Source organism: Vibrio sp. nBUS_14 (genome assembly GCF_051201655.1).
Classification (GTDB): domain Bacteria; phylum Pseudomonadota; class Gammaproteobacteria; order Enterobacterales; family Vibrionaceae; genus Vibrio.
Genome location: NZ_CP179206.1, coordinates 1,822,014 through 1,841,482 on the forward strand (window position 1 = coordinate 1,822,014; position 19,469 = coordinate 1,841,482).

The 19,469-nt window shown below is 42.1% G+C and carries 16 protein-coding genes and 1 pseudogene; 15 read left to right on the top strand and 2 right to left on the bottom strand.

Translation table 11 applies throughout. The features are described from left to right. Position 1: 1 nt before the first annotated feature. Genes ACMAZD_RS08535 through ACMAZD_RS08545 form a run of 3 tightly spaced genes read left to right on the top strand, consistent with a single transcriptional unit; the run spans position 2 to position 3,164 of the window. The gene (locus ACMAZD_RS08535) at positions 2 to 1,153 is read left to right on the top strand and encodes an AAA family ATPase (RefSeq protein WP_435249283.1); all 1,152 of its coding nucleotides are present in this window, start codon (positions 2 to 4) and stop codon (positions 1,151 to 1,153) included. Between the two features lie 13 nt (positions 1,154 to 1,166). Continuing rightward, positions 1,167 to 1,862, top strand: coding sequence for a hypothetical protein (locus ACMAZD_RS08540; protein ID WP_435249284.1), 696 nt, complete (start codon positions 1,167 to 1,169; stop codon positions 1,860 to 1,862). A gap of 33 nt (positions 1,863 to 1,895) precedes the next feature. Then, a complete protein-coding gene (locus ACMAZD_RS08545; protein WP_435249285.1) occupies positions 1,896 to 3,164 on the top strand; it encodes a hypothetical protein in 1,269 nt (422 codons plus the stop codon). Here the strand turns inward: ACMAZD_RS08545 and ACMAZD_RS08550 are convergent. Continuing rightward, the gene (locus ACMAZD_RS08550; RefSeq protein WP_435246996.1) at positions 3,124 to 4,044 is read right to left on the bottom strand and encodes an IS5 family transposase; all 921 of its coding nucleotides are present in this window, start codon (positions 4,042 to 4,044) and stop codon (positions 3,124 to 3,126) included. The genes ACMAZD_RS08545 and ACMAZD_RS08550 overlap by 41 nt on opposite strands. Before the next feature lie 138 nt (positions 4,045 to 4,182). Between ACMAZD_RS08550 and ACMAZD_RS08555 the strand changes: the two genes are divergently transcribed. From ACMAZD_RS08555 to ACMAZD_RS08590, 8 genes are all read left to right on the top strand, one after another. Beyond that, complete coding sequence (locus ACMAZD_RS08555; protein WP_435249286.1) at positions 4,183 to 4,719, top strand: AAA family ATPase; 537 nt, start codon at positions 4,183 to 4,185, stop codon at positions 4,717 to 4,719. Continuing rightward, on the top strand, positions 4,719 to 5,807 hold the full coding sequence (locus tag ACMAZD_RS08560; protein ID WP_435249287.1) for a hypothetical protein: 1,089 nt from the start codon (positions 4,719 to 4,721) through the stop codon (positions 5,805 to 5,807). Before ACMAZD_RS08555 ends, ACMAZD_RS08560 begins: the two co-directional genes overlap by 1 nt. Positions 5,808 to 6,053: 246 nt before the next feature. Then, the gene (locus ACMAZD_RS08565; protein WP_435249405.1) at positions 6,054 to 6,509 is read left to right on the top strand and encodes a hypothetical protein; all 456 of its coding nucleotides are present in this window, start codon (positions 6,054 to 6,056) and stop codon (positions 6,507 to 6,509) included. Further along, positions 6,458 to 6,886, top strand: coding sequence for an IS200/IS605 family transposase (gene tnpA / locus ACMAZD_RS08570; protein ID WP_140150538.1), 429 nt, complete (start codon positions 6,458 to 6,460; stop codon positions 6,884 to 6,886). Before ACMAZD_RS08565 ends, tnpA begins: the two co-directional genes overlap by 52 nt. Positions 6,887 to 7,022: 136 nt before the next feature. Next, the gene (locus ACMAZD_RS08575) at positions 7,023 to 9,035 is read left to right on the top strand and encodes an AAA family ATPase (RefSeq protein WP_435249288.1); all 2,013 of its coding nucleotides are present in this window, start codon (positions 7,023 to 7,025) and stop codon (positions 9,033 to 9,035) included. A gap of 23 nt (positions 9,036 to 9,058) precedes the next feature. Continuing rightward, positions 9,059 to 10,363 carry an McrC family protein gene (locus ACMAZD_RS08580; RefSeq protein ID WP_435249289.1) on the top strand — a complete coding sequence of 435 codons (1,305 nt, stop codon included), beginning with the start codon at positions 9,059 to 9,061 and terminating at the stop codon, positions 10,361 to 10,363. 485 nt (positions 10,364 to 10,848) lie between these two features. Next, entirely contained in the window at positions 10,849 to 11,070 is a 222-nt protein-coding gene (locus ACMAZD_RS08585; RefSeq protein ID WP_435249290.1) for a hypothetical protein, read from the top strand. A gap of 165 nt (positions 11,071 to 11,235) precedes the next feature. Further along, positions 11,236 to 12,918: an SWIM zinc finger family protein gene (locus ACMAZD_RS08590; protein ID WP_435249291.1), complete on the top strand. Its 1,683-nt coding sequence runs from the start codon at positions 11,236 to 11,238 to the stop codon at positions 12,916 to 12,918. 136 nt (positions 12,919 to 13,054) lie between these two features. On the opposite strand, the gene ACMAZD_RS08595 is transcribed toward ACMAZD_RS08590, so the two are convergent. Further along, the gene (locus ACMAZD_RS08595) at positions 13,055 to 14,314 is read right to left on the bottom strand and encodes an adenylosuccinate synthase (protein WP_435249292.1); all 1,260 of its coding nucleotides are present in this window, start codon (positions 14,312 to 14,314) and stop codon (positions 13,055 to 13,057) included. 210 nt (positions 14,315 to 14,524) lie between these two features. Here ACMAZD_RS08595 and ACMAZD_RS08600 point away from each other — a divergent pair, with 210 nt between their 5' ends. The 4 genes and pseudogenes from ACMAZD_RS08600 to ACMAZD_RS08615 all read left to right on the top strand — a co-directional run bounded on the left by ACMAZD_RS08600 (position 14,525) and on the right by ACMAZD_RS08615 (position 19,347). Then, positions 14,525 to 15,436, top strand: a complete 912-nt coding sequence (locus tag ACMAZD_RS08600) for a LysR family transcriptional regulator (RefSeq protein WP_435249293.1) — start codon at positions 14,525 to 14,527, stop codon at positions 15,434 to 15,436. Between the two features lie 284 nt (positions 15,437 to 15,720). Continuing rightward, positions 15,721 to 16,671 carry a CDF family Co(II)/Ni(II) efflux transporter DmeF gene (dmeF, locus tag ACMAZD_RS08605; protein ID WP_435249294.1) on the top strand — a complete coding sequence of 317 codons (951 nt, stop codon included), beginning with the start codon at positions 15,721 to 15,723 and terminating at the stop codon, positions 16,669 to 16,671. Then, entirely contained in the window at positions 16,649 to 17,065 is a 417-nt protein-coding gene (locus ACMAZD_RS08610; protein WP_435249295.1) for a MarR family winged helix-turn-helix transcriptional regulator, read from the top strand. Before dmeF ends, ACMAZD_RS08610 begins: the two co-directional genes overlap by 23 nt. A gap of 557 nt (positions 17,066 to 17,622) precedes the next feature. Continuing rightward, positions 17,623 to 19,347 (top strand): annotated as a pseudogene (locus tag ACMAZD_RS08615) (methyl-accepting chemotaxis protein). Positions 19,348 to 19,469 lie beyond the last annotated feature (122 nt).

Here is a 19,469-nt window from a genome sequence, read left to right on the forward strand (position 1 = left end):
GATGAATCAATCACTCTCATTAGTCAATATCAAAGCCAATAATTTTAAGTCATTGGTGGGCTTTTCGCTGCCGTTTAGCAAATTTAACTGTTTAGTAGGCTTAAACGGCTCGGGTAAATCAACCGTATTGCAGTTTATTGATTTCCTATCACAGCAAGTGAGCGGTGACATTGATGAGTGGTTGGATAGCCGTCAATGGAGTGCTAAAGATCTTAATTCAACGCTTACTAAGCAATCTAATATTACTTTTACAGTAGAACTTTCTTACTCGGGTAAACCCGTTATTTGGGAAGGCAGTTTTAACCGCAAAGAGTTGTATTGTACGACTGAGAAAATTACTTGGGGTGGTAAAACACTGCTTAATGTTGCTGATGGTAAGTTCTCATTACCAACAGAGGATCTTCAAGCACCTATAACCTTTGATTATCAAGGTTCTATCCTATCTCAGCTAAGGGATAAAACTCTGCCGAAAGAACTTATTGAATTCAAAACATTTTTTAATCAACTAAATGCACTAGATATGCTTTCTCCGGATAAGTTAAGAGATCATCATGTCAGTGGAAGTTTACTAGGCTATGGTGGAAAAATGTTACCCGCTTTTATTTTAGATATGGGTACAAGTGAAAGGTCTAGTTTGCTTAAGAAGCTTCAGAATTTATATCCAAACTTAAGCAAGATCGACACTTTAGTAAATAGAACAAATAGCGCAGTGAAGCTAGAGATTGAAGAAATATTTGGCGAAAAGAAAATAAAGACCGAAGCTCGCCATATCAATGATGGCTTGTTACGTTTCTTAGCTATATTCGCTCAGCTAACCAAAAAGCAAAGTGCGTTGCTGCTTGATGAGATTGAAAACGGAGTGAACCCAGAGCTTATAGAAAAGCTGGTGGACAGCCTAGTAGCAGCAAATACTCAAGTCATTGTTACCACTCATAGCCCAATGATTCTTAACTATATGGAAGATGATGTCGCTAAAACAGGCGTTGTTTATCTGTATAAGAATAAAACAGGTGCAACCCAAGCTATCCGTTTGTTTGACATACCCTCTATGCAACGCAAGTTGAAGTTCATGGGCCCTGGTGAAGCTTACGAAGACACCATGCTTGAGAACCTCGCGCCTGAAATTACAATGTTGAACGTACTGAACAACTAAAGAGGGCAGCAGCATGTATTTAGTTGTCAGTGGTGAAGGTGAAACCGACATCGGTAAAAGCAATGAGGCGATAGGGCCACTGAGCAAGTTGATCGATAAGTATGTCGAAACCCATATAGGCTATTCCCTATTGGATATCGAGATGCTTGATGTGGTTCATGAGACTGAAATTACCCGCATATCTAAAGACAAAACCATTATTAAATCTCTTTCGAGAAGTGGTAAAAAACAAGGTAAAGAAACTAGAGAGTTTTATCGCGCGGCAAGGGCATTAGCTCATGTCGCATCTAACCCTGAAAGGCAACCAAGCTTAGCGGTGTTATTCCACGATTCAGACAGCAATAAGTGGCCTGATTATCAATCTAAGCGCCAATCTATGATCACTGGCTTTGAAGCTCAAGAATATGAAAATGGAGTGCCGTTTGTCGCTCAGCCAAAGTCAGAGGCTTGGCTACTCTGTGCATTGAAAAACGGCTATCAGAACTGCGCTGCATTTGAAGGGCGTTCTGGTAACGACGATTCACCTAGATCTTTAAAAGGTGAATTGGAAGCACATCTAGGTGAGCCTGCTACCCGAGTCAAACTCAATGAACTTGTCGATGATGGCTTAATCGATCTCGCTCAAATCATCGATATGAAATCGATGACCGATTTCCAAGAGTCGATGAAAGAAGTACTAGGGCGCATGTTGGGTAAGCCAATCGAATAAAGTACATTTTCATAATTAAAAATAAGAACAAAGATGAGACTAAATAGGCTTAAATTAATCGGTCAATACAAATCGATTGTTGGGACAGAAGAGCATCCTTTCATTTACACCTTCAAGTCAAATAGCGAGGGTTATTCGCCTATATGCTTAGTTGGCTTAAATGGTTCCGGTAAATCAAACTTCATTGAGCTAATCGCTGATATCTTTGGCTACGCTGATAGGTACTTTAATCCACAGTATGAGTGTGCTGAAGACCTTACGTATGATTTTGAAATAGAGTACCAAATTACAGGCGGTTCAGTATTAAGGACGGTATTGCTCAGGTGTACTGGTTCGAACTTAAAGATGCTTTATCTTGAGGGTGAAAGACCACTTAGTTATGGCGCTGATGGCCTTGAGGATAATCAGGTCGATGAGATGCTCGAACTATTGCAGGTTTTCAATGAAGTCACTAGCGGCTTTCATGAAATGCTTCCCACCAATGTTATTGCTTACTCTTCGGGAAATAATCAAGGCTTGAGTTCAGTCTTCGCGAAAGCCCAGCTCAGCTTTTATAATGTGGTTAGAAAACAGGGCTTATTTCAACGAGAATATGCTAAACGTTTTGATAATCTAATTACTCGAGAAGATGGGTTTGATGAGAATCAAGTGACTGAGCTGCGTGACTACATTGAAACTAGTTATGAGCGCAATAAATCACTGTTTGAGCCGCCATTAGTGTTTGATGATGAAGTCGATATTGATGTGCCTCTACCATCAATCAAAGCAGAACGTCCTATCGGTACTTTTACAGATCATACTGCCAATCAGTTGTTCTTCATTTCGTTAATGGTCAATGAAAGTGAAGAGTTTAAGCGATTTTTAAACGATTACACGAGTATCGCAGCATTGGAGTCATTTGAGATTGATTTGCGACTGTCGGAGTACCGAGATTTAGATTTCATTAAAGCTGAAGTTATACGATTACAGCAACTTAGCTTTGATAGTTCAAAGTTTAATGAGGATACGTTAAACGGTGTTCTGAGGTTTGAAGTCAATCAAGATTTTTTCGAGAGAATAGAAAGCTTGTATCTTGAGCGTTCTATGTTTCTAGATAACTTGATGTTTATCAACCAAATGGTGGCTAAGCGGTGGAGCAGAGACGAAAAACGAACATTGAAAACGAGTTGCTACGAGCGGAATGTACCTAATATTACTGGTGGTTTAGGGCTTTGTTGCTTAATTCAGAGAGAAGGCATGCCTGCCCCATTGTGCTTAATTCTTAATCGATATACTGTGTTTCAGGCATACCAAGCCCTGTAAGCTTATTCAGGGCTTTAATCATAGCGTAAGTCTCGCCAACTTGAGCGTTGTAGTTCCTCAGGCTTAATTTCCCACCTAGCAGCTGTTTTACTCGGTACATCGCGGTCTCTGATAGAGAGCGCTTATGATAGCCATACCGCTCTTTCCAATACTTATTTGAGCCATATAACTTCTGGCAACCCACGGCGAGATTTCGGGGGTGACCACGCTCCCAGAAGGCAGCCCCTTCTCTTGGTGGGATGAGCGGAACAGCTCGCTTGATCCGTATGGCATCATGGCAATTCCTTGTGTCATAAGCGCCATCACCTGATATCTCAATGATTTTCCGACGTGTCTGATTGAGTAAGTTGGGGAGCACTTCGGCATCGGTTACGTTAGATAAGCTCAGCTCTGCTGCGACTATTTCGTGGGTGCTTGTATCTACTGCGATGTGCAGCTTACGCCAGACTCTTCGCTTCCCATCAGTTCCATGCTTCTTGACCTTCCATTCACCTTCGCCATAAACCTTGAGACCAGTGGCATCAATGGCTAGGTGTTGTATCGCACCTCTGGTTTTAGTTTTAAATGAAACCTCAACATCCTTAGATCGACGACTTATACAGGTGTAGTGTGGGCAAACCAGAGGGATGTTAGCCAGCTTAAAGACGGAGTCTAGAAAACCTTGCAGCGCTCTCAATGGCATAGAGAAAACGCGTTTCACCATCAGAGCGGTAGTAATGGCTAAGTCGCTGAATCGGCGAGGTCTACCACGCTTGCCTTGTTTGTTTTGCTTCCACTCGGCTAACGTCTCCTCATCAATCCAAAAGGTCAGAGAGCCACGGTTGATTAAGGCTTTATTATACTGCTTCCAGTTAGTTGTTTTGTAACGAGGTTTAGGCATGAGACTACGACGATTGATGGGTGTATCCGATCAGATCGTAGCTTCCTGATTTAGTTCCATCGATTTAAGCAACAAGGCCGTGGTTTAGCGCCAATTCGTTTCGTTAATACAAAGGTTAGGTTAATTGATCCAAATACTGTGACGCTCTATGACCGGCTCAGTGATGGCGAGCATCAGCTCATTCAAATTATCGGTTCCTTAATACTATTCGGTGACCAACAATCCTTGTTTATCCTTGATGAGCCAGAAAGTCATTTCAATCCTGAGTGGCGTATCGAGTTTGTCGATATCATTAACAAGTACGTTGGCTTATCAAAGTTAGAGCTAATCATCTCAACACATTCTCCGTTTGTCCTTTCCGCATGTAAATCTGAGCGCGTGCTGCACTTTCAGAAAAATCCTGAGGGATGTGTGGCTATTCAATCTCTGGGGAATGTCGAAACTTACGGGGCTTCCTTTGATTCTTTGCTAGCGTCTGTATTTGATTTGGATGTGTTGATTTCTAAGAAACCGCTGTCTGAACTTAGGGCTGGTTTGCGGGCCTATGATGAAGGGTTAATGGACGAACCGGAAACGCTAAAGTGGCTCGAGTCATATGGTGACTCATTTGAAGTGAACTTTAGACGTAATCAGATTAAACACAAGATCGCTAGCAATGATCGAGGTGAAGACTAATGCTTTGGCCTGTATTACTCCCGCCACAATTTTCACTTTATTGTTTAGATGATGTTCATAAGGGCTTCTATCGTCTGATGTTTGCGGCAAATACTTTTAATGATTGTTTCCCTGTAAATTTCCTCAATGTCTTTAATGGTAGTGGCGAAACAAAAAAACGATTCCAAGCTGTATTTACCGCTTACCAAGGATTAGATAATGACCCTAAGCAAGAGTTTGAAGACGTGTTTGATAACCAAGTGTGCTGCATACAATTTCTTGGTAATACAGCTCCGCAAGTCCTTTTTCCTACTGAAAATTTAGCTGATATTTGGAAGCTAGCTAAAAAGCTTGGAGGGTATTTATACTCTACAACTTTGGATCTTACCTGCTTTAAGAATATAACGATAAACCCTGCTGATGACATGCATTCACACTTTGAACGATTTAAGCAAGATAACGGCGACATTTGTTGTTTTTGTGGTACTGAAGAAATGATGGAAGAACGCAATATAGAGCCAGAAGAGGGTGCTATAAGCGACGATGAAAAGCAGTGGCGAGCATCGTATGACCATTATTTACCTAAAAAACACTATCCATTTTTAGCTGTAGATTTTAATAACTTAGTACCTTGTTGTCAGAAGTGTAATGAGAAGGCCAAGGGTGAACTTGACGTTTTACATTGTGATGGGGTCAGGTCGTTAGCGTTCAATCCATACTCAGATCATCTTCCTGTTTCTTTGGAGGCAACTTACGAAATTATTAATGGAACGTTTGCCATGATTGTTGATATCGAAGGCACAGCCGACCAGCTTGCAGAGAAAGCTGATACGTGGAACCGAACATTTTCAGTATTACCTCGGATTAACCACAGACTTAAAAAGTTTAACAGATCTTGGCTAGGTCCTCTGTTAAATGGAGTTAATGGCGTTGCAAATGCACGTACTGTTTTAAATGATGAAGTGAGGCGTTGTAACTTCGATAAAAAAACTGAAAGAGATGCCTACTTCAAGGCACTTTGTTTTGAGGCTATATCGAATAAACCGGATGGTGATATTTCTTCGTTCATCGAAACGATTAATCAATCGTATGCTAGGAGACGTATTTAAATGGCAATATTTTGCGGTGATAACAATTCTTGTTGTTTACTCGAAAATGCGACTGAATTTAAAGAGGTTTGTCTTATTCGAGGCCAATCACTTTTTACAGATCACGCAGTCTGGAATTCAGCAACCTGCCATGAACTCATTCAATTTTTTGTTTAAAACCTTGAGGAAGGTGAGGGCGACTTTTTAGCTAAGCTAGAAACTCAGCTGGGTAAAGCCACTCCTGAAGCAAAAGTACTGGCGGCAGAAATGCTGTGGTTGATGTTTTTATGTCCTAGTAGTACAGGACCGGCTTCTAAACGCGCCACTATTGAACGTGTTTTTTCCTGGAGTGGTTTTGAGTTTAAGGATGGGGTAAGAGACAAATACTTATCTGACGAGGCATTGACAGGAATAGACAAAACTGGAGCTGCATATCAAACAGGCCGATGGCGAGAGCTAGTTTACTTTATTCGCTTGCTAGAAAAGCTATTTAAGTTGAGTAAAGATGAAAGAGCAATTTTGCTAGCGAGTCGTACAGAATTTTCAAGCTGGTTACATGACATTCCTGGAAATGACAAACGACAATTTCGCCACATGATTTTATTCTGTGGATACAGAAAACCACGGGTTTACCCGTGGATGAATGCCTTTGGAGACGGTACGATGGATAAATGCAATATTACACCTCATCCCATAGTGTCTACTACACGAAGTATCACGTAGTTTGGGTAACTAAGTACCGTCGGAAAATCCTGAATCCTGGTATGTGCAGCTACCTACGGAAGGTTATGCCAAAGTTACTGCGAAGTTTACCTGGCGTTGAGATTGAGACGATAGGCTTTGATGAAGATCATCTGCATATGATGATGCTTATCCCACCGAAATACAGTATTTCAGACGTCATGGGTAAACTAAAAAGCCAATCGTCGCACCACATGCGAAAAACGTTCAGTTGGCTAAGTAAGGTTTACTGGAAAGAGAACATTGTGTGGTCGCCAGGTTACTTTGTCAGTAGCGTAGGCGTGAATGAACAAGTTATAGCGAATTACGTTAGACACCAGGGCGAAAAGGATTCTGGTCAACTCCGCATGGAGTTGTAACAGTAAGTACCCCGTGCATGCACGGGGGTATCTACATCTATTTTACCCTGAAGAGCAGGTGCGAATTTTCGGTGGCGGACATAGACAGTCATTGCTTGAGACGTTTTTGAATATTACGCCATCTCAGTATAGAAGAATGTCACCTCTTGATATCGATAACCGTTTGTTAGAAATACGAACTCAGTTTGAGAAAGAGTACGGGACAAAAGATCTGGATTATTACGTAGAGCCATTAAGCTTAAGGTGGGGGCAAGAAAGCTCTGAAGAGCCTAATGAGATAAAAGAACCTGGACAGGGGTATGAAGTGAAGATTAACGACGTAAACCAAACGCTAAATACAATTCTGTACGGGCCTCCAGGTACTGGCAAAACCTATAACACGATCAATAAAGCTTTAGAGATTGTTGACCCTGAGTTTTACCATCAAAATAACGATGATCGAGCTGCCATCAAGAAGCGATTCGATGAGCTATTAAACAGTAACCGAATTGGTTTTGTTACCTTTCATCAGAGCTTTAGTTATGAAGATTTTGTTGAAGGTTTAAAGGCGACAACAGAGAATAATCAGGTTAACTACGAAATTGAAGATGGCATCTTCAAACGCTTGTGTGAGTCAGCCCGAGCAAAGCCAACAATAAAAGCAGCTCAAGATCATGTGGATGTTTCTGGAAGGAAAATTTGGAAAATGTCACTTGGTGATACATCGGGTGATGATGCTTTTATTTATCAGCAATGTGTTGATAATAGCTGTGTTCTGTTGGGTTATGGCTATGATATCGACTTCTCCCATGCCAATGACCGTAAACAAGTCGCTCAAACCTATCGCAGTAATGGGGTAGAAATTGAGAACGAGAGCTATGACTATCAAGTCACATCGGTCAATAAGTTTAAGAATGAGATGAGCATTGGTGATTTGATTGTCGTCTCGGACGGGAATCGTAAGTTTCGTGCTATTGCAGAAATTACCAGTGATTACTACTTTGATAACTCTTCGGTTGATGATGTTAGTTATTCTCAAGCAAGGAAAGTAACATGGCATAGAGTATACGAACCGTCATTACCAGTTGATGAATTATTCACGAAAAACCTGTCTCAAATGACTTTGTATCGATTGTATGACACGACCATTGATACAGAAAAACTTCGAGCTATATTACAAGGTAGTGGTGATTCAGTTAACGTTGCACCGGGCCGAACGGTAGGTAAGTATCAAATTGAATCAATTTCTGATGAGCTGATTACTATACGAAAGCCGAATGGTTCTGAGCTTCCAATGCCTAAATCGATTGTTGACGAGCTGTGTGATTTGGTTCGTTCTGGTGATGTTTCTGTTGACGATATTAAGCATAAAAGGGTGTTTGATAAAGTCGACACCTTGATGGAGAAGTTCCTAGTAAATAGCTACCCTAATGTTCTCGGGCCGTTAGTGGAAGGAATTGTTAGCAAGGGAATATCCGTATCAAATCAAGCCTCTTCAGACAAGAGGGTGCTGATCATTGATGAAATCAACCGAGGTAACATTTCCAACATATTCGGTGAGTTAATCACTTTGATTGAGCCAAGCAAGAGGACGGGTGGTAAAGAGGCGCTATCGGTCAAGTTGCCATATTCTAAAGAGGTCTTCTCAGTTCCTGATAACCTGCACATCATTGGCACGATGAACACGGCTGATAAGTCGTTGGCTCAACTAGACATTGCGCTGCGTCGCCGTTTTCAATTTGAAGAGATGATGACTAACTATGAACTGCTTGCAGAGATTCCACTAATAGATGGTATTGATATTGAGCAGATGGTTCGAGTCATTAATAAGCGAATAGAGCTACTGTACGACCGTGAGCACACGATAGGTCACAGCTTCTTTTTATCACTAAACGATACTCCGTCGATTGAACATCTGGCTGAAATTTTTGAATTACAGATCCTTCCATTGCTGGAAGAGTATTTCTTTGAAGACTGGGAACGAGTAGCAATGGTTATGGGTGATCACCTTAAAGCCGATGAGAGTTTGCGCTTTGTTGTTGAGCAATTTGATGCGAACGAAGTCGCTCAGTTAATGGGCGATGATTGGGATCAAACGGGCATAAAGCCTTATGTTAGAAACGATCACGCCTTTAACGCTGCCGCTGCATATATTGGTATCTATTCTTAATGTTTAGTAGGAATCATGGCTCTGTGATTGCTGTCCGTGAGTTCGGCTTGTTACTCAATGGTGGTGATAAGTCGAGTATTGATTGCCAGTCAATACCAAGTAAAGCGTTTGAGTGGTTGTTGGTCAATGGACAGAGTAAAAATCAAGAGTCAGTCGATCTCATCAAGGTCAAAAAGCAAGGTCGTTCAATTGCTCTGCAAGTTATCAATTATGTTGGGGTATTAGAAACGCCTTGCGGCACCCGGATTGAAATTCTTCCTAAAATATCAGAGAAGGAAGATAACCAAACAGCCACGAAAGTGCTCCTCAAGATGCTTTCAACGGTCCATAAACTTAACATGCATAGGTTTGAAAACTCTTCGCTACAAACGTTAAAAAGACCATTGTTTGAAATATTGATTGGTTATTTTTTGAAAGATGTCTCGGATGTCATTAAGAAAGGGATTCGAAGCCAGTACACAAGAGTTCAAGATCGTAAACCTTACTTAAAAGGTCAGTTACAAACATCAAAGCAAATAAACCAAAGGCCAGGCTGCTTGAATAGTTTTCACATTGCTTACGATGAATTTTCGCCAGACAGAGCAGAAAATAGATTGATACGCTCTGCACTGAGTCAGGTGATGAAGTGGTCAAAAAATAGTGACAACTTACGCTTAGGAAGTGAATTACAATTCGCTCTTGATGATATTCCGCACTCAGAAAACCATGCATTAGATTTTCGCCAATGGTCCAATGAACGATCTTTAATTCATTATCGAACTGTGAAGCTTTGGTGCGAGTTGATTTTAAGTTACCAATCACCAGTATCCCTTTCTGGGCAACATAATGGAATTTCGATGCTTTTCCCTATGGAGAGTCTCTTTGAGCGTTATGTAGCGATTAAACTAGGGAAGTCACTGTCGCATTCTCTCAAATTGAAAACTCAAGCGAGTAGTTGCTCGTTAGTCACTCATACGCCCCGTTCAGGAAAACCTCAAGAGTGGTTTAAGCTCAAGCCTGATATTGTTGTTAGCGAGAAAAATTCGCATGAGCCGTTCTATGTGGCAGATACTAAGTGGAAGCGAATTAACGAGAAACTAGCAACGGCTAAGCATAAGTATGGGATTAGCCAGTCTGACATGTATCAAATGTTCGCCTATGGTCAAAATTATTTAGGTGGTTCAGGCGTGATCTATCTTATCTACCCGGCTTATGAGCACTTTAATGAATCTTTACCGCCATTTAGATTTGATGAGAACCTGTCGGTAAGGATAATCCCTTATGATCTTACCAATGATGAATGTGAATTACTGGATATTGAAATGTTGCTACCTGAGCTTTCGAGCTAAATCACGTATATCGTTATTTACTCGATTAGACTGGAGTACTAGATTAAGTGCATCGAGCTCTCTGCCGTTTTCTAGTGACCATCAGGATATAGCAGGATGAAAAATCTGCTTCTTTCTGCTAGAACAGTTCCTTTGAAATCAGTTTGTGCTGAAGTAACACCAGAAGTAACATCTTAAAACTCTATTTTGATAATGTTTATTTTAATCAATCGGATAGGGTGTATAGTAGAGTCCAGTAGCGGCCCGAATATCTATAATGATAAATTCGATCCAAATGGTCTGGTTTACTTATCTGAAGAGGCTGCGAATAAAGTACAGAATGTGGCACTTTTAAGCGGTGATATTTTATGTGATATTACAGGGGATTCAGTTGCTCGTGTCAACTTAGTTCCCGATAAGTATTTACCTGCAAGGGTAAATCAGCACGTTGCAATTATTAGTCCTAACCAAACTGATTTGATGCTAGGTATTTACGCGATGTGCTCATGTCCGTTCACCATCAATCGCATCTACTCACTCTTGCTAGTGCAGGCGCAACTTATAATGCATTAACAAAGGGGATGATAGAGTCTTATTTAGTTGCGAAATATGCAATCGAGAGCAACCAGTTGTCGAAGCTTCGGGATACGCTACTTCCTAAATTGCCTTCCGGCGACATCGATTTAGTGAATCTACAAGTTGAACAAGTTAAAATATTGGCGGAATAACCTTTCGTCATCCAGAAAGTGAGAGACGAACTTATCAGGAATCTCGTTTTTGGACGAGAGATGAAAAGCGAGAACTCAGATACCTCGTTCCTCGCTTCTGATATGACGAGGGGGTAAATGAATCCGAAATAGAACAAGCCAAAGCGTAGGTGGAGCTATAACATAATGAATGCAACTAATACTCGTGAAATCGACATTACAGAACTAACGATACTGTGTGAAACAAGCACTTTGCAAAAAGGCATCCTGCTTTCACGCAGTGGTGCAGTGCGCAAGCTTAACGTTATTGGTAACACCGCAACAGCACAGGTAAATGGCAGCCATAATTATCAAGTGAGCCTCGATTTCACGGGCGATCTCACAGGCACTTGCACTTGCCCTGCGGCGCAATATCAAATCTTGTGCAAGCATGGCGTAGCGGTTGCCCTTTGTCTGCAAGACCAAGACCAATCGTTAAACCAAAACACTGAACGAGAAACCATAAAAAACCACCTGAAAAGCCTTGGTGAAGAGGCCATGTTAGAGATGTTACTCGAATACCTAGAAGAGGATGAGTGCACATGGAATACATTGCTGACAAAAATTGAAATAAGCGAAAAGCCAGCTGTATATGGTGAGCTGAAAAAGTTGGTTACCCAAGCCTTACCGCGAGAACAGCTCTGGGATTGGCGAGAAAGCCATGGTTATTTCAACTCAGCAGAAATTCAATTGAACATGATCATTGAATCAATGCAAAGCCTTAACGCCGATCATCAATGGAAATTAATCAACTACCTTGTTGAACGGTTGAATAAAGTATTAGAGCAAATTGATGACTCCAATGGCGATCGTTATGGCATTGAAAGCATGATTAACGAACACATGCCAAAGACGCTGGCAAAACTTAATTGGAGTGAGCAAGAGAAAGCGCAGTGGATGTTTGATCGTTTGACCCATTACGAATTTGACGTATTTCCTTCGATTGAAGAGAGTTTTGGAGCGGTTTGGCAATCTAACACCCACTTTTTAACCTTATGCCGCCAAGCGATAGGTCAAGCTTCTCAAGACGAGGGTGGTTGGAATTTACGTGCATGGGCTCTTCCGTTAATGAAACACAGCTCCGACTGGCGTGAAGTGGTAGAAATTAAACAAAAAATAGCACGAACGTGTCGAGATTATCTTGAAGTTGTTGATATGTTCATCGATGAGCAAGAGCCGTTAGAAGCTGAGTTTTGGTTAGCTAAGGCGAAAAAAATGGCGAGTGATTATGAACTTCGTGCGTGTGAACAAGCTCAGTTCCGTCTTTATGTTGAATTAGGGGAAATCCACTCTGCATGGGTATTAGCCAACCGTCTGTTAGAACAATCACCAAGCTTTCAATATTATCAACAATTAGCGAAGTTTAAAGCCAATTACCAAATTGATGATGTTGAGTTTCTCTCCCGTACTGAACAACTACTTGTCAACGCTTATCAACAATCAGACCGCTATAATCAAGCTTCTGATCGTACAGATGCTTTGGTTCTGTTCTATATCGATAATCAGCAATTAGACAAAGCGTGCGAATGGGTTGTCGAACATAAAATATCGATACAAGGACTTATTTCGCTTGCCGATCATATTGTGGATGATAAACCTGAAAATACACTGGATTATTATCTGCGAGCGGCCTCATCTTATATCGAACAGACCAATAATACGGCTTACGATCAAGCTTTAGAGTTACTTCGACGTTTAGAGAATATGCTGAAATCGCATCCTACTCAATTGACAGCATTTTATAGTCAGGTGGCGCAACTTGCTACCACGTACAAGCGTAAGCGTAATATGTTAGCTTTAATTCAGAAATATTATGCCAAACATCTCTGATTCTGCGGGGTTGACAAGATCTGTATTTTCGATGAAGCGCATCGTTCACAGGTCAACCTCGATCGTGTGTAGAAGCCGGGACTAATGCGTATTTCAGCCAAAACATTCGTTTTAGCTGAAATACTCGAGTATAAGTCTAAGCTCGAATGATCATTTGTTCGCGCTCTGGACCTACTGATACCATCACAATTGGCACGCCCATCAATTCTTCGATACGAGTTACGTAATCTTGTGCCGCTTGAGGAAGACTCTCAAACGTGCGGCAGCCAGTGATGTCTTCGTCCCAGCCCGCCATATCTTCATATACTGGCTTTAGTTCTGCCGTTTGTGGCCAAATCGGGTTCTCAGTGTGCTCACCTGAGTAAGCTGTACAGATCTTAAGTTCTGATAAACCAGACAGGCAATCGATCTTAGTCAGTGCGATTTCCGTTGCCGCTTGTAGGTCAACACCATTGCGAGTTGCTACTGCATCAAAGTAACCCATATCACGTGGGCGACCCGTAGTTGCACCATATTCGTTAGAGCTTTCGCGGAAGCTGTCTTGCTCTTCCATTGCTGTAACTAGCGTGCCAGTACCGACAGACGAGCTGAACGATTTAGCAACGGCAATTATACGCTCAGGGCGAAGGGCAGGTAAGCCACTACCGATCCCCGCGTAAGCTGCGGTTACATTAGAAGACGTCGTCCAAGGGTATTCACCGTAGACAAGGTCACGGCCTGCGCCTAGCTGGGCTTCAAACAGTAGGTTCGCGTCTTGTGATTGAAGTGCTTTAAGTGGCTCAGTTACGTTGCAAATGAACGGGCGCCAAGCTTTAGTCACTTCAAGTAGCCACTCTGTCATTTCAGAAGCAGTCTGAGTGAAGTCACATTGAGGGTATAGCGCTTTAAGTTGAGGCATTTTCCAATCTAACAAGAATTGAATGCGCTGCTCTAAAATCTCAGGTTGATTTAGCCAACCGACAAGAATGCCTTTCTTCATCACGCGGTCGCCGTATGCTGGTGCGATACCTTGACGTGTTGATCCGTAAGCGCCATCGCCTAAACGTTCTTCTTCAAGCGTGTCTTCAAGGGCGTGTAAAGGCAGGCACAGTGTCGCACGATCGGAGATCGCCATTTTCACTTTGATGCCAGCCGCTTGAACTTCTGCAATCTCTTGAGTTAGCGCAGCAGGGCTGATCACCATGCCAGGGCCAAGAACTGCTGTACAATCAGGATTAAAAATACCACTCGGTAGTTGGTGCAGTTTGAATGTACCGAAGTCATTTACCACAGTATGACCTGCATTGTTTCCGCCTTGAAAACGAATGCTAGCAGAAGCTTGGTCTGCTAAAAAATCGACGATGCGTCCTTTGCCTTCATCACCCCAGTTTGCGCCCACAACAACGATAGATGGCATAATTTTTCTCCTAAATGATCGAGAAATCATGTTAGGCCTATAAGTTGGATAAGAGAAATTAATTATCTTTATTATCTTGATAAGGATTCCATATAATCTTAAGATCTTAACCTATAAGCGAGATTCCCTAGCACGTTCATTCCTCACTGTAGGGAATGACGATGGGGCATTCTTTACTTTAGAGAATGATGCAAGGAAAACCGGAGAGGTATGATGCTCGATATTAATTTGTTGAAGACGTTTGTGACGCTAGCGGAATATAAGCATTTTGGCAAAGCGGCCAACGCACTTCATATGACGCAGCCCAATGTGAGTTTGCACTTAAAACAGTTAGAGCAAACTACGCGGATCAAACTGATCGAGCGAAGCCCATTTCAACTGACTCAAGCGGGTGAAAGGCTATTGGAAACGAGCCAAAGAACGTTACTCGAACTGCAAATTTGTCAGGCGGATCTCAATGCCATTAACGACCTTAAAATAGGGACGCTAACCATCGCTGTGAGTGACATTATTTCTCGATTCTTGTTGATTCGTCCCTTCCAGAAATTCAAAGCGGAATATCCGGGTATCGACCTAACTTTGTTGAATACCACATCATCCCAGGCATCGAGTTTAGTTAAGAATGCTCAGGCGGATCTTGGTTTCGTTATTGCGAAAGAACAACACAATGAGTCACTCTATTTTACCAAGCTTCAAGAGCTTTCATGGTGTGCACTTGGTGATGGCTTAGATTTCCAAGACTCTGATCGTTCGACAGAAAGTGAACTAAAAGATGAAGGTGTAGAAGCGGAACTTACCTTAATTCTACTGGGTCATGATACAAGAACTCGTGACTTCATCGATGAAGGTTTGCCAAGCTTGAACCTACCTAATCACAGAGTGATGGAAGTAGGGAGTGTAGATGCTCAAATCGATTGGGCAGAAGCCGGATTTGGGGTCGCTATTATTCCTGAATTTGCGATATCAACCAAACAGCATCTGAAGTCGAAAGTGACACTATTGACGAATTTCTCTAGCACGAGCCTTGGCTATATCGTGAGGCAGAATCAAGTCTTATCTAAAGCGACCAAGCAGCTATTAGGCTGGGTGAATGATGAGATTACTCTGTTGCAAAAACAGTAACTCCATCTGATCTATCTAAGCCCACCTCGCGTGGGCTTTTTTGTGTCTGAAAAGCGCAGCTGTTTTTCCACGTAATAGGCTATTGAGCCAATTAGAGTTTCCGATCAATGATTACTCCTCCCTAAATCAGAGCCTTTAAATTCATCGTTGACAATGTTTGATAATCAAACTAAATTCCTCATATTGATTTGATGATCAAACTACTTGTTAGTCAAGGCACTTTTTTGAGCAAGATCGATCAGTAACGACTCCTAACATTGAACACACGAACTAAGGACACCATTTTGAGTTTTCCAACACGTCATCAACACAACTTCTCTTCACACAATCAACAAGGTGAAAAACGCACTTTCTACGTTCTCCTGTTAACTATTATCACTATGGTTGTCGAGATCGTTGCTGGTACGATTTACGGTTCTATGGCGTTACTTGCTGATGGTTGGCACATGGGAACGCATGCTGCAGCGTTTGGTATCACCTTGTTCGCCTACCGTTATGCGAAGAAGCATGCTGGCAGTGAACGTTTCTCTTTCGGTACTGGCAAAGTCAGTGTATTAGGGGGCTACACCAGCGCGATAGCCTTAGGTATTGTGGCGTTGTTGATGCTGGTGGAGTCAGTACATCGCTTGTTTAACCCACAAGCGATTCAGTTTAACGAAGCGATTATCGTTGCGTTTATTGGTTTGACGGTGAATGTTGTGAGTATGTTTTTGCTAGGGGATCATCATCACCACGGACATGCTCATGAACACTCTCATTCTGAGCATCAAGAACACGTAGACCACAAAAGACATCATCACGATCACAACTTACGAGCGGCTTACATGCACGTCTTAGCCGATACATTGACGTCTCTGCTGGCGATCGTGGCTCTGCTATTTGGTAAGTTTTACGGTTGGAATTGGTTGGATGCCGCAATGGGGATGGTTGGCTCTGTAGTTATTGCGAAATGGACCATGAACCTAATGAAGCAGACAAGTCCAATCTTGCTCGATCAGAATATCGACGATGAGTACCGTAACGTTATAACTGAAGCTTTAGCTCCTTATGCGGCCGTAACTGACTTACACATGTGGAAGGTGAGCGGGCATCACTACTCAGCGGCGATTACTCTTGAATCAAACAGTGATAAAAACGTCTCTGAATATAAACAAATGCTCGCCAAGTTTGATAAGATTAACCATCTTACTCTTGAAGTGCACTCAAACGGCCATGCGAAATATAGAACAGCTTAATCAAATACTGACTGAGTTCTACGATAAAATGTCTTCGTGGGAGCAATCTGTTGTCAAAGAAACGGGTTACTCCTTAGCGCAAGTACATACCATCGAAGTGCTTGGTATGCATGGTGCGTTAAGAATGAAAGAACTGGCAGAGAAGCTTGGCATTACTACTGGCACGCTCACCGTTCAAATTGAAAAGTTGGTTAAGGCAGAGTTGATCGAGCGCCATGAACACCCAACGGATCGTCGTGCGATTGTGGTGGCCTTGACCGATGAAGGTCAGAAGATTCACGTTCACCACAACCAACTTCACTTGAATCTCGTCAATGAGCTCACTCAAGACATCGAAGAAGATGAGAAAGACGTATTGTTGAAATGCCTGACTAAGATAGTTAAAGCGTTTTAGTTTTAGTAGAAAGCCGAATCACTAATCGCTAATCACCGGCCACGAAGGCAGACAAATGGATCGTACTCGAATAGGGCGGTCCATTTTTTATAAACCTAGATATTGAACCTCATTCCTGCTCCTCTGATGAGCCAAAATAATGTCATTGCCAATATAAAGGCTAATGAAATGCTAAAGTCTTTCAATTCAAAGCCTTGTGTAGCCTACTGTGCGAGGTATGCTTGCCCCGTCAAATACCAGTATCTCAAATTTATAACGCAACGGATGTACATGTAATAAATTTGTGTTATTGATAAATTTAATTTTAGTTAAGAGCCTCATTCACGATTTAAAAGCAATTGAGAATAGTACGGATGGTTGGCTTCATTACCGTTTTTTTTTGTGGCCATTATTGGTACAAAAATGATAAAGATAACGGGATAACACAAATTAGTATGTGCTAATTAGTACGAGTGCATATCGCACTTAGATACCCATATTTAGTTGATTAAAGACGAGCCATGTATATGAATATAAAGAAAAAGCTCTATTCGTTGGGGATGTTCTCCATCTTCGGTATGATTTCACTGCTGTTTACCACATCACAATTCACAGACACCACTGCTCAAATGAGCGAAGCCAAACAAATAACCAAAGAACTCGAAGTGCGATTACTCAACCTTCGCCGAAACGAGAAAGATTTCTTGCTGCGTAGCGATATGAAATACCTCGACAAGTTTGACGTAAACTACAACAAATTCCTAGCTTCTGAATCGCAACTTAACGCCGTGCTGAACGACTTGGGTTTAGTGAACAGTACACACTTGCGTGAAGATATTGAAACGTACCATACAAGCTTCGTTAACCTAGTAAAGGCCAGCGAAGAGTATGGATTAGCTCGAGACAAAGGCTTGCTTGGTCAATTTCATGAAGAGCTAGACAGCATGAATGCAGCCGCAAACGCTGAGCAAAAAGTCGAGCTTTACCTGTTTAACGATCTAATTGAAAAGGGGGAGTTCGATCCAAGTGTGCTTTCTATTACTTCGAGTGTGGGCAGTTAAAGTACGCTTTTAGATACTGCAAAGCAAGTTGTCGCGCAAAAGCGTGTAATTGGTTTGAAGTATAATGAAGGTCTGTTAGGGCAAACACGTTCAGGTTCTCACATAATTGAAACTCAATTCAAAGAGTTCTCAGCGGTGTTAGAGCAAGAAACCCAACAAGAGATGGACAAACTATCGCTGATCAACAACACCCTTTGCGTCACGCTACTCGTGTCGATCATTCTGTTCAGCGGGTTAATCGTCCGTTCTATCATTGGAAAAATTGAGTCACTGCTTTCGGTAATCCGCAACATTGTCGATTCTAACGACGTGTCTGTTCGTTCGCACCTTGATGGCAAAGACGAACTCAGCACGTTAGGTCAATACTTCAATCAATTACTTGACCAACTTGAAGGTCTTATTTCGGCATCGCAATCTAAGTCACTCCAACTGACACAAAGCACATCGAACATGCATGATGAGCTTGAATCGGTCATCAAACAGTTTGAAGTGCAAGCTAATCACACCTCGACCATGACGACATCGGTACAAGAGATGGTGTTAACGATTGGCGAGATATCAGAAAGCACATCGGTTGCCGCTGAAGGTGTGCACCAAGCGAAAGTGAATGCCGATAAAGGCCGTGAAGTGGTGGTAGATACCATCAGCAACATTACTCAGTTGTCTGAGCGCCTTTCAAGCAGCCAAGACTCGATTAGCTCGTTGAACCATCATGTTGATCAAATCGGCGATGCAGTAAACATCATCCAAGGAATTGCAGAACAAACCAACTTATTGGCATTGAACGCGGCAATTGAAGCTGCGCGTGCGGGCGAACAAGGCCGAGGCTTTGCTGTTGTTGCGGATGAAGTTCGTGCTCTTGCAAGCAGAACGCATCAATCGACCACTGAAATCACCAGCGTTGTGACAGCAATACAAAGTCAAATGAACGCTTCAATGACCGAGATAGGTGAATGTAATCAGCAAGGCCAACTGACTCTGAAAGATTCTGAAGAGCTAGATGCCAGCCTGCAGCTTATCTTGAGCGACATGGAAAGCATTCAAGGCAATTCGGAACGTATTGCATCAGCGATTGAAGAGCAGGGTGCTGTGATGGCCCAAGTGAGTAATTCAATCACAGAGTTAAACACCATCTCAAGCGACAATAACGCATCAGCTCAACACTGTTTAGTTGAAGTTGATAAGGTCGCAGGGCAAGCTCATGATATGGATAAAGCTGTGGCGCAGTTCAAGACTTCATAAACTCTTTGAGCGCTAACTGAGTAGTCAACCCGAAAAGGCATAGATCATCTGTGCCTTTTTTGTGTGTGGGGTATAGGCAAGTATCCGAATAGATAAGAATAAGGAATTCCAAAATAGACTTA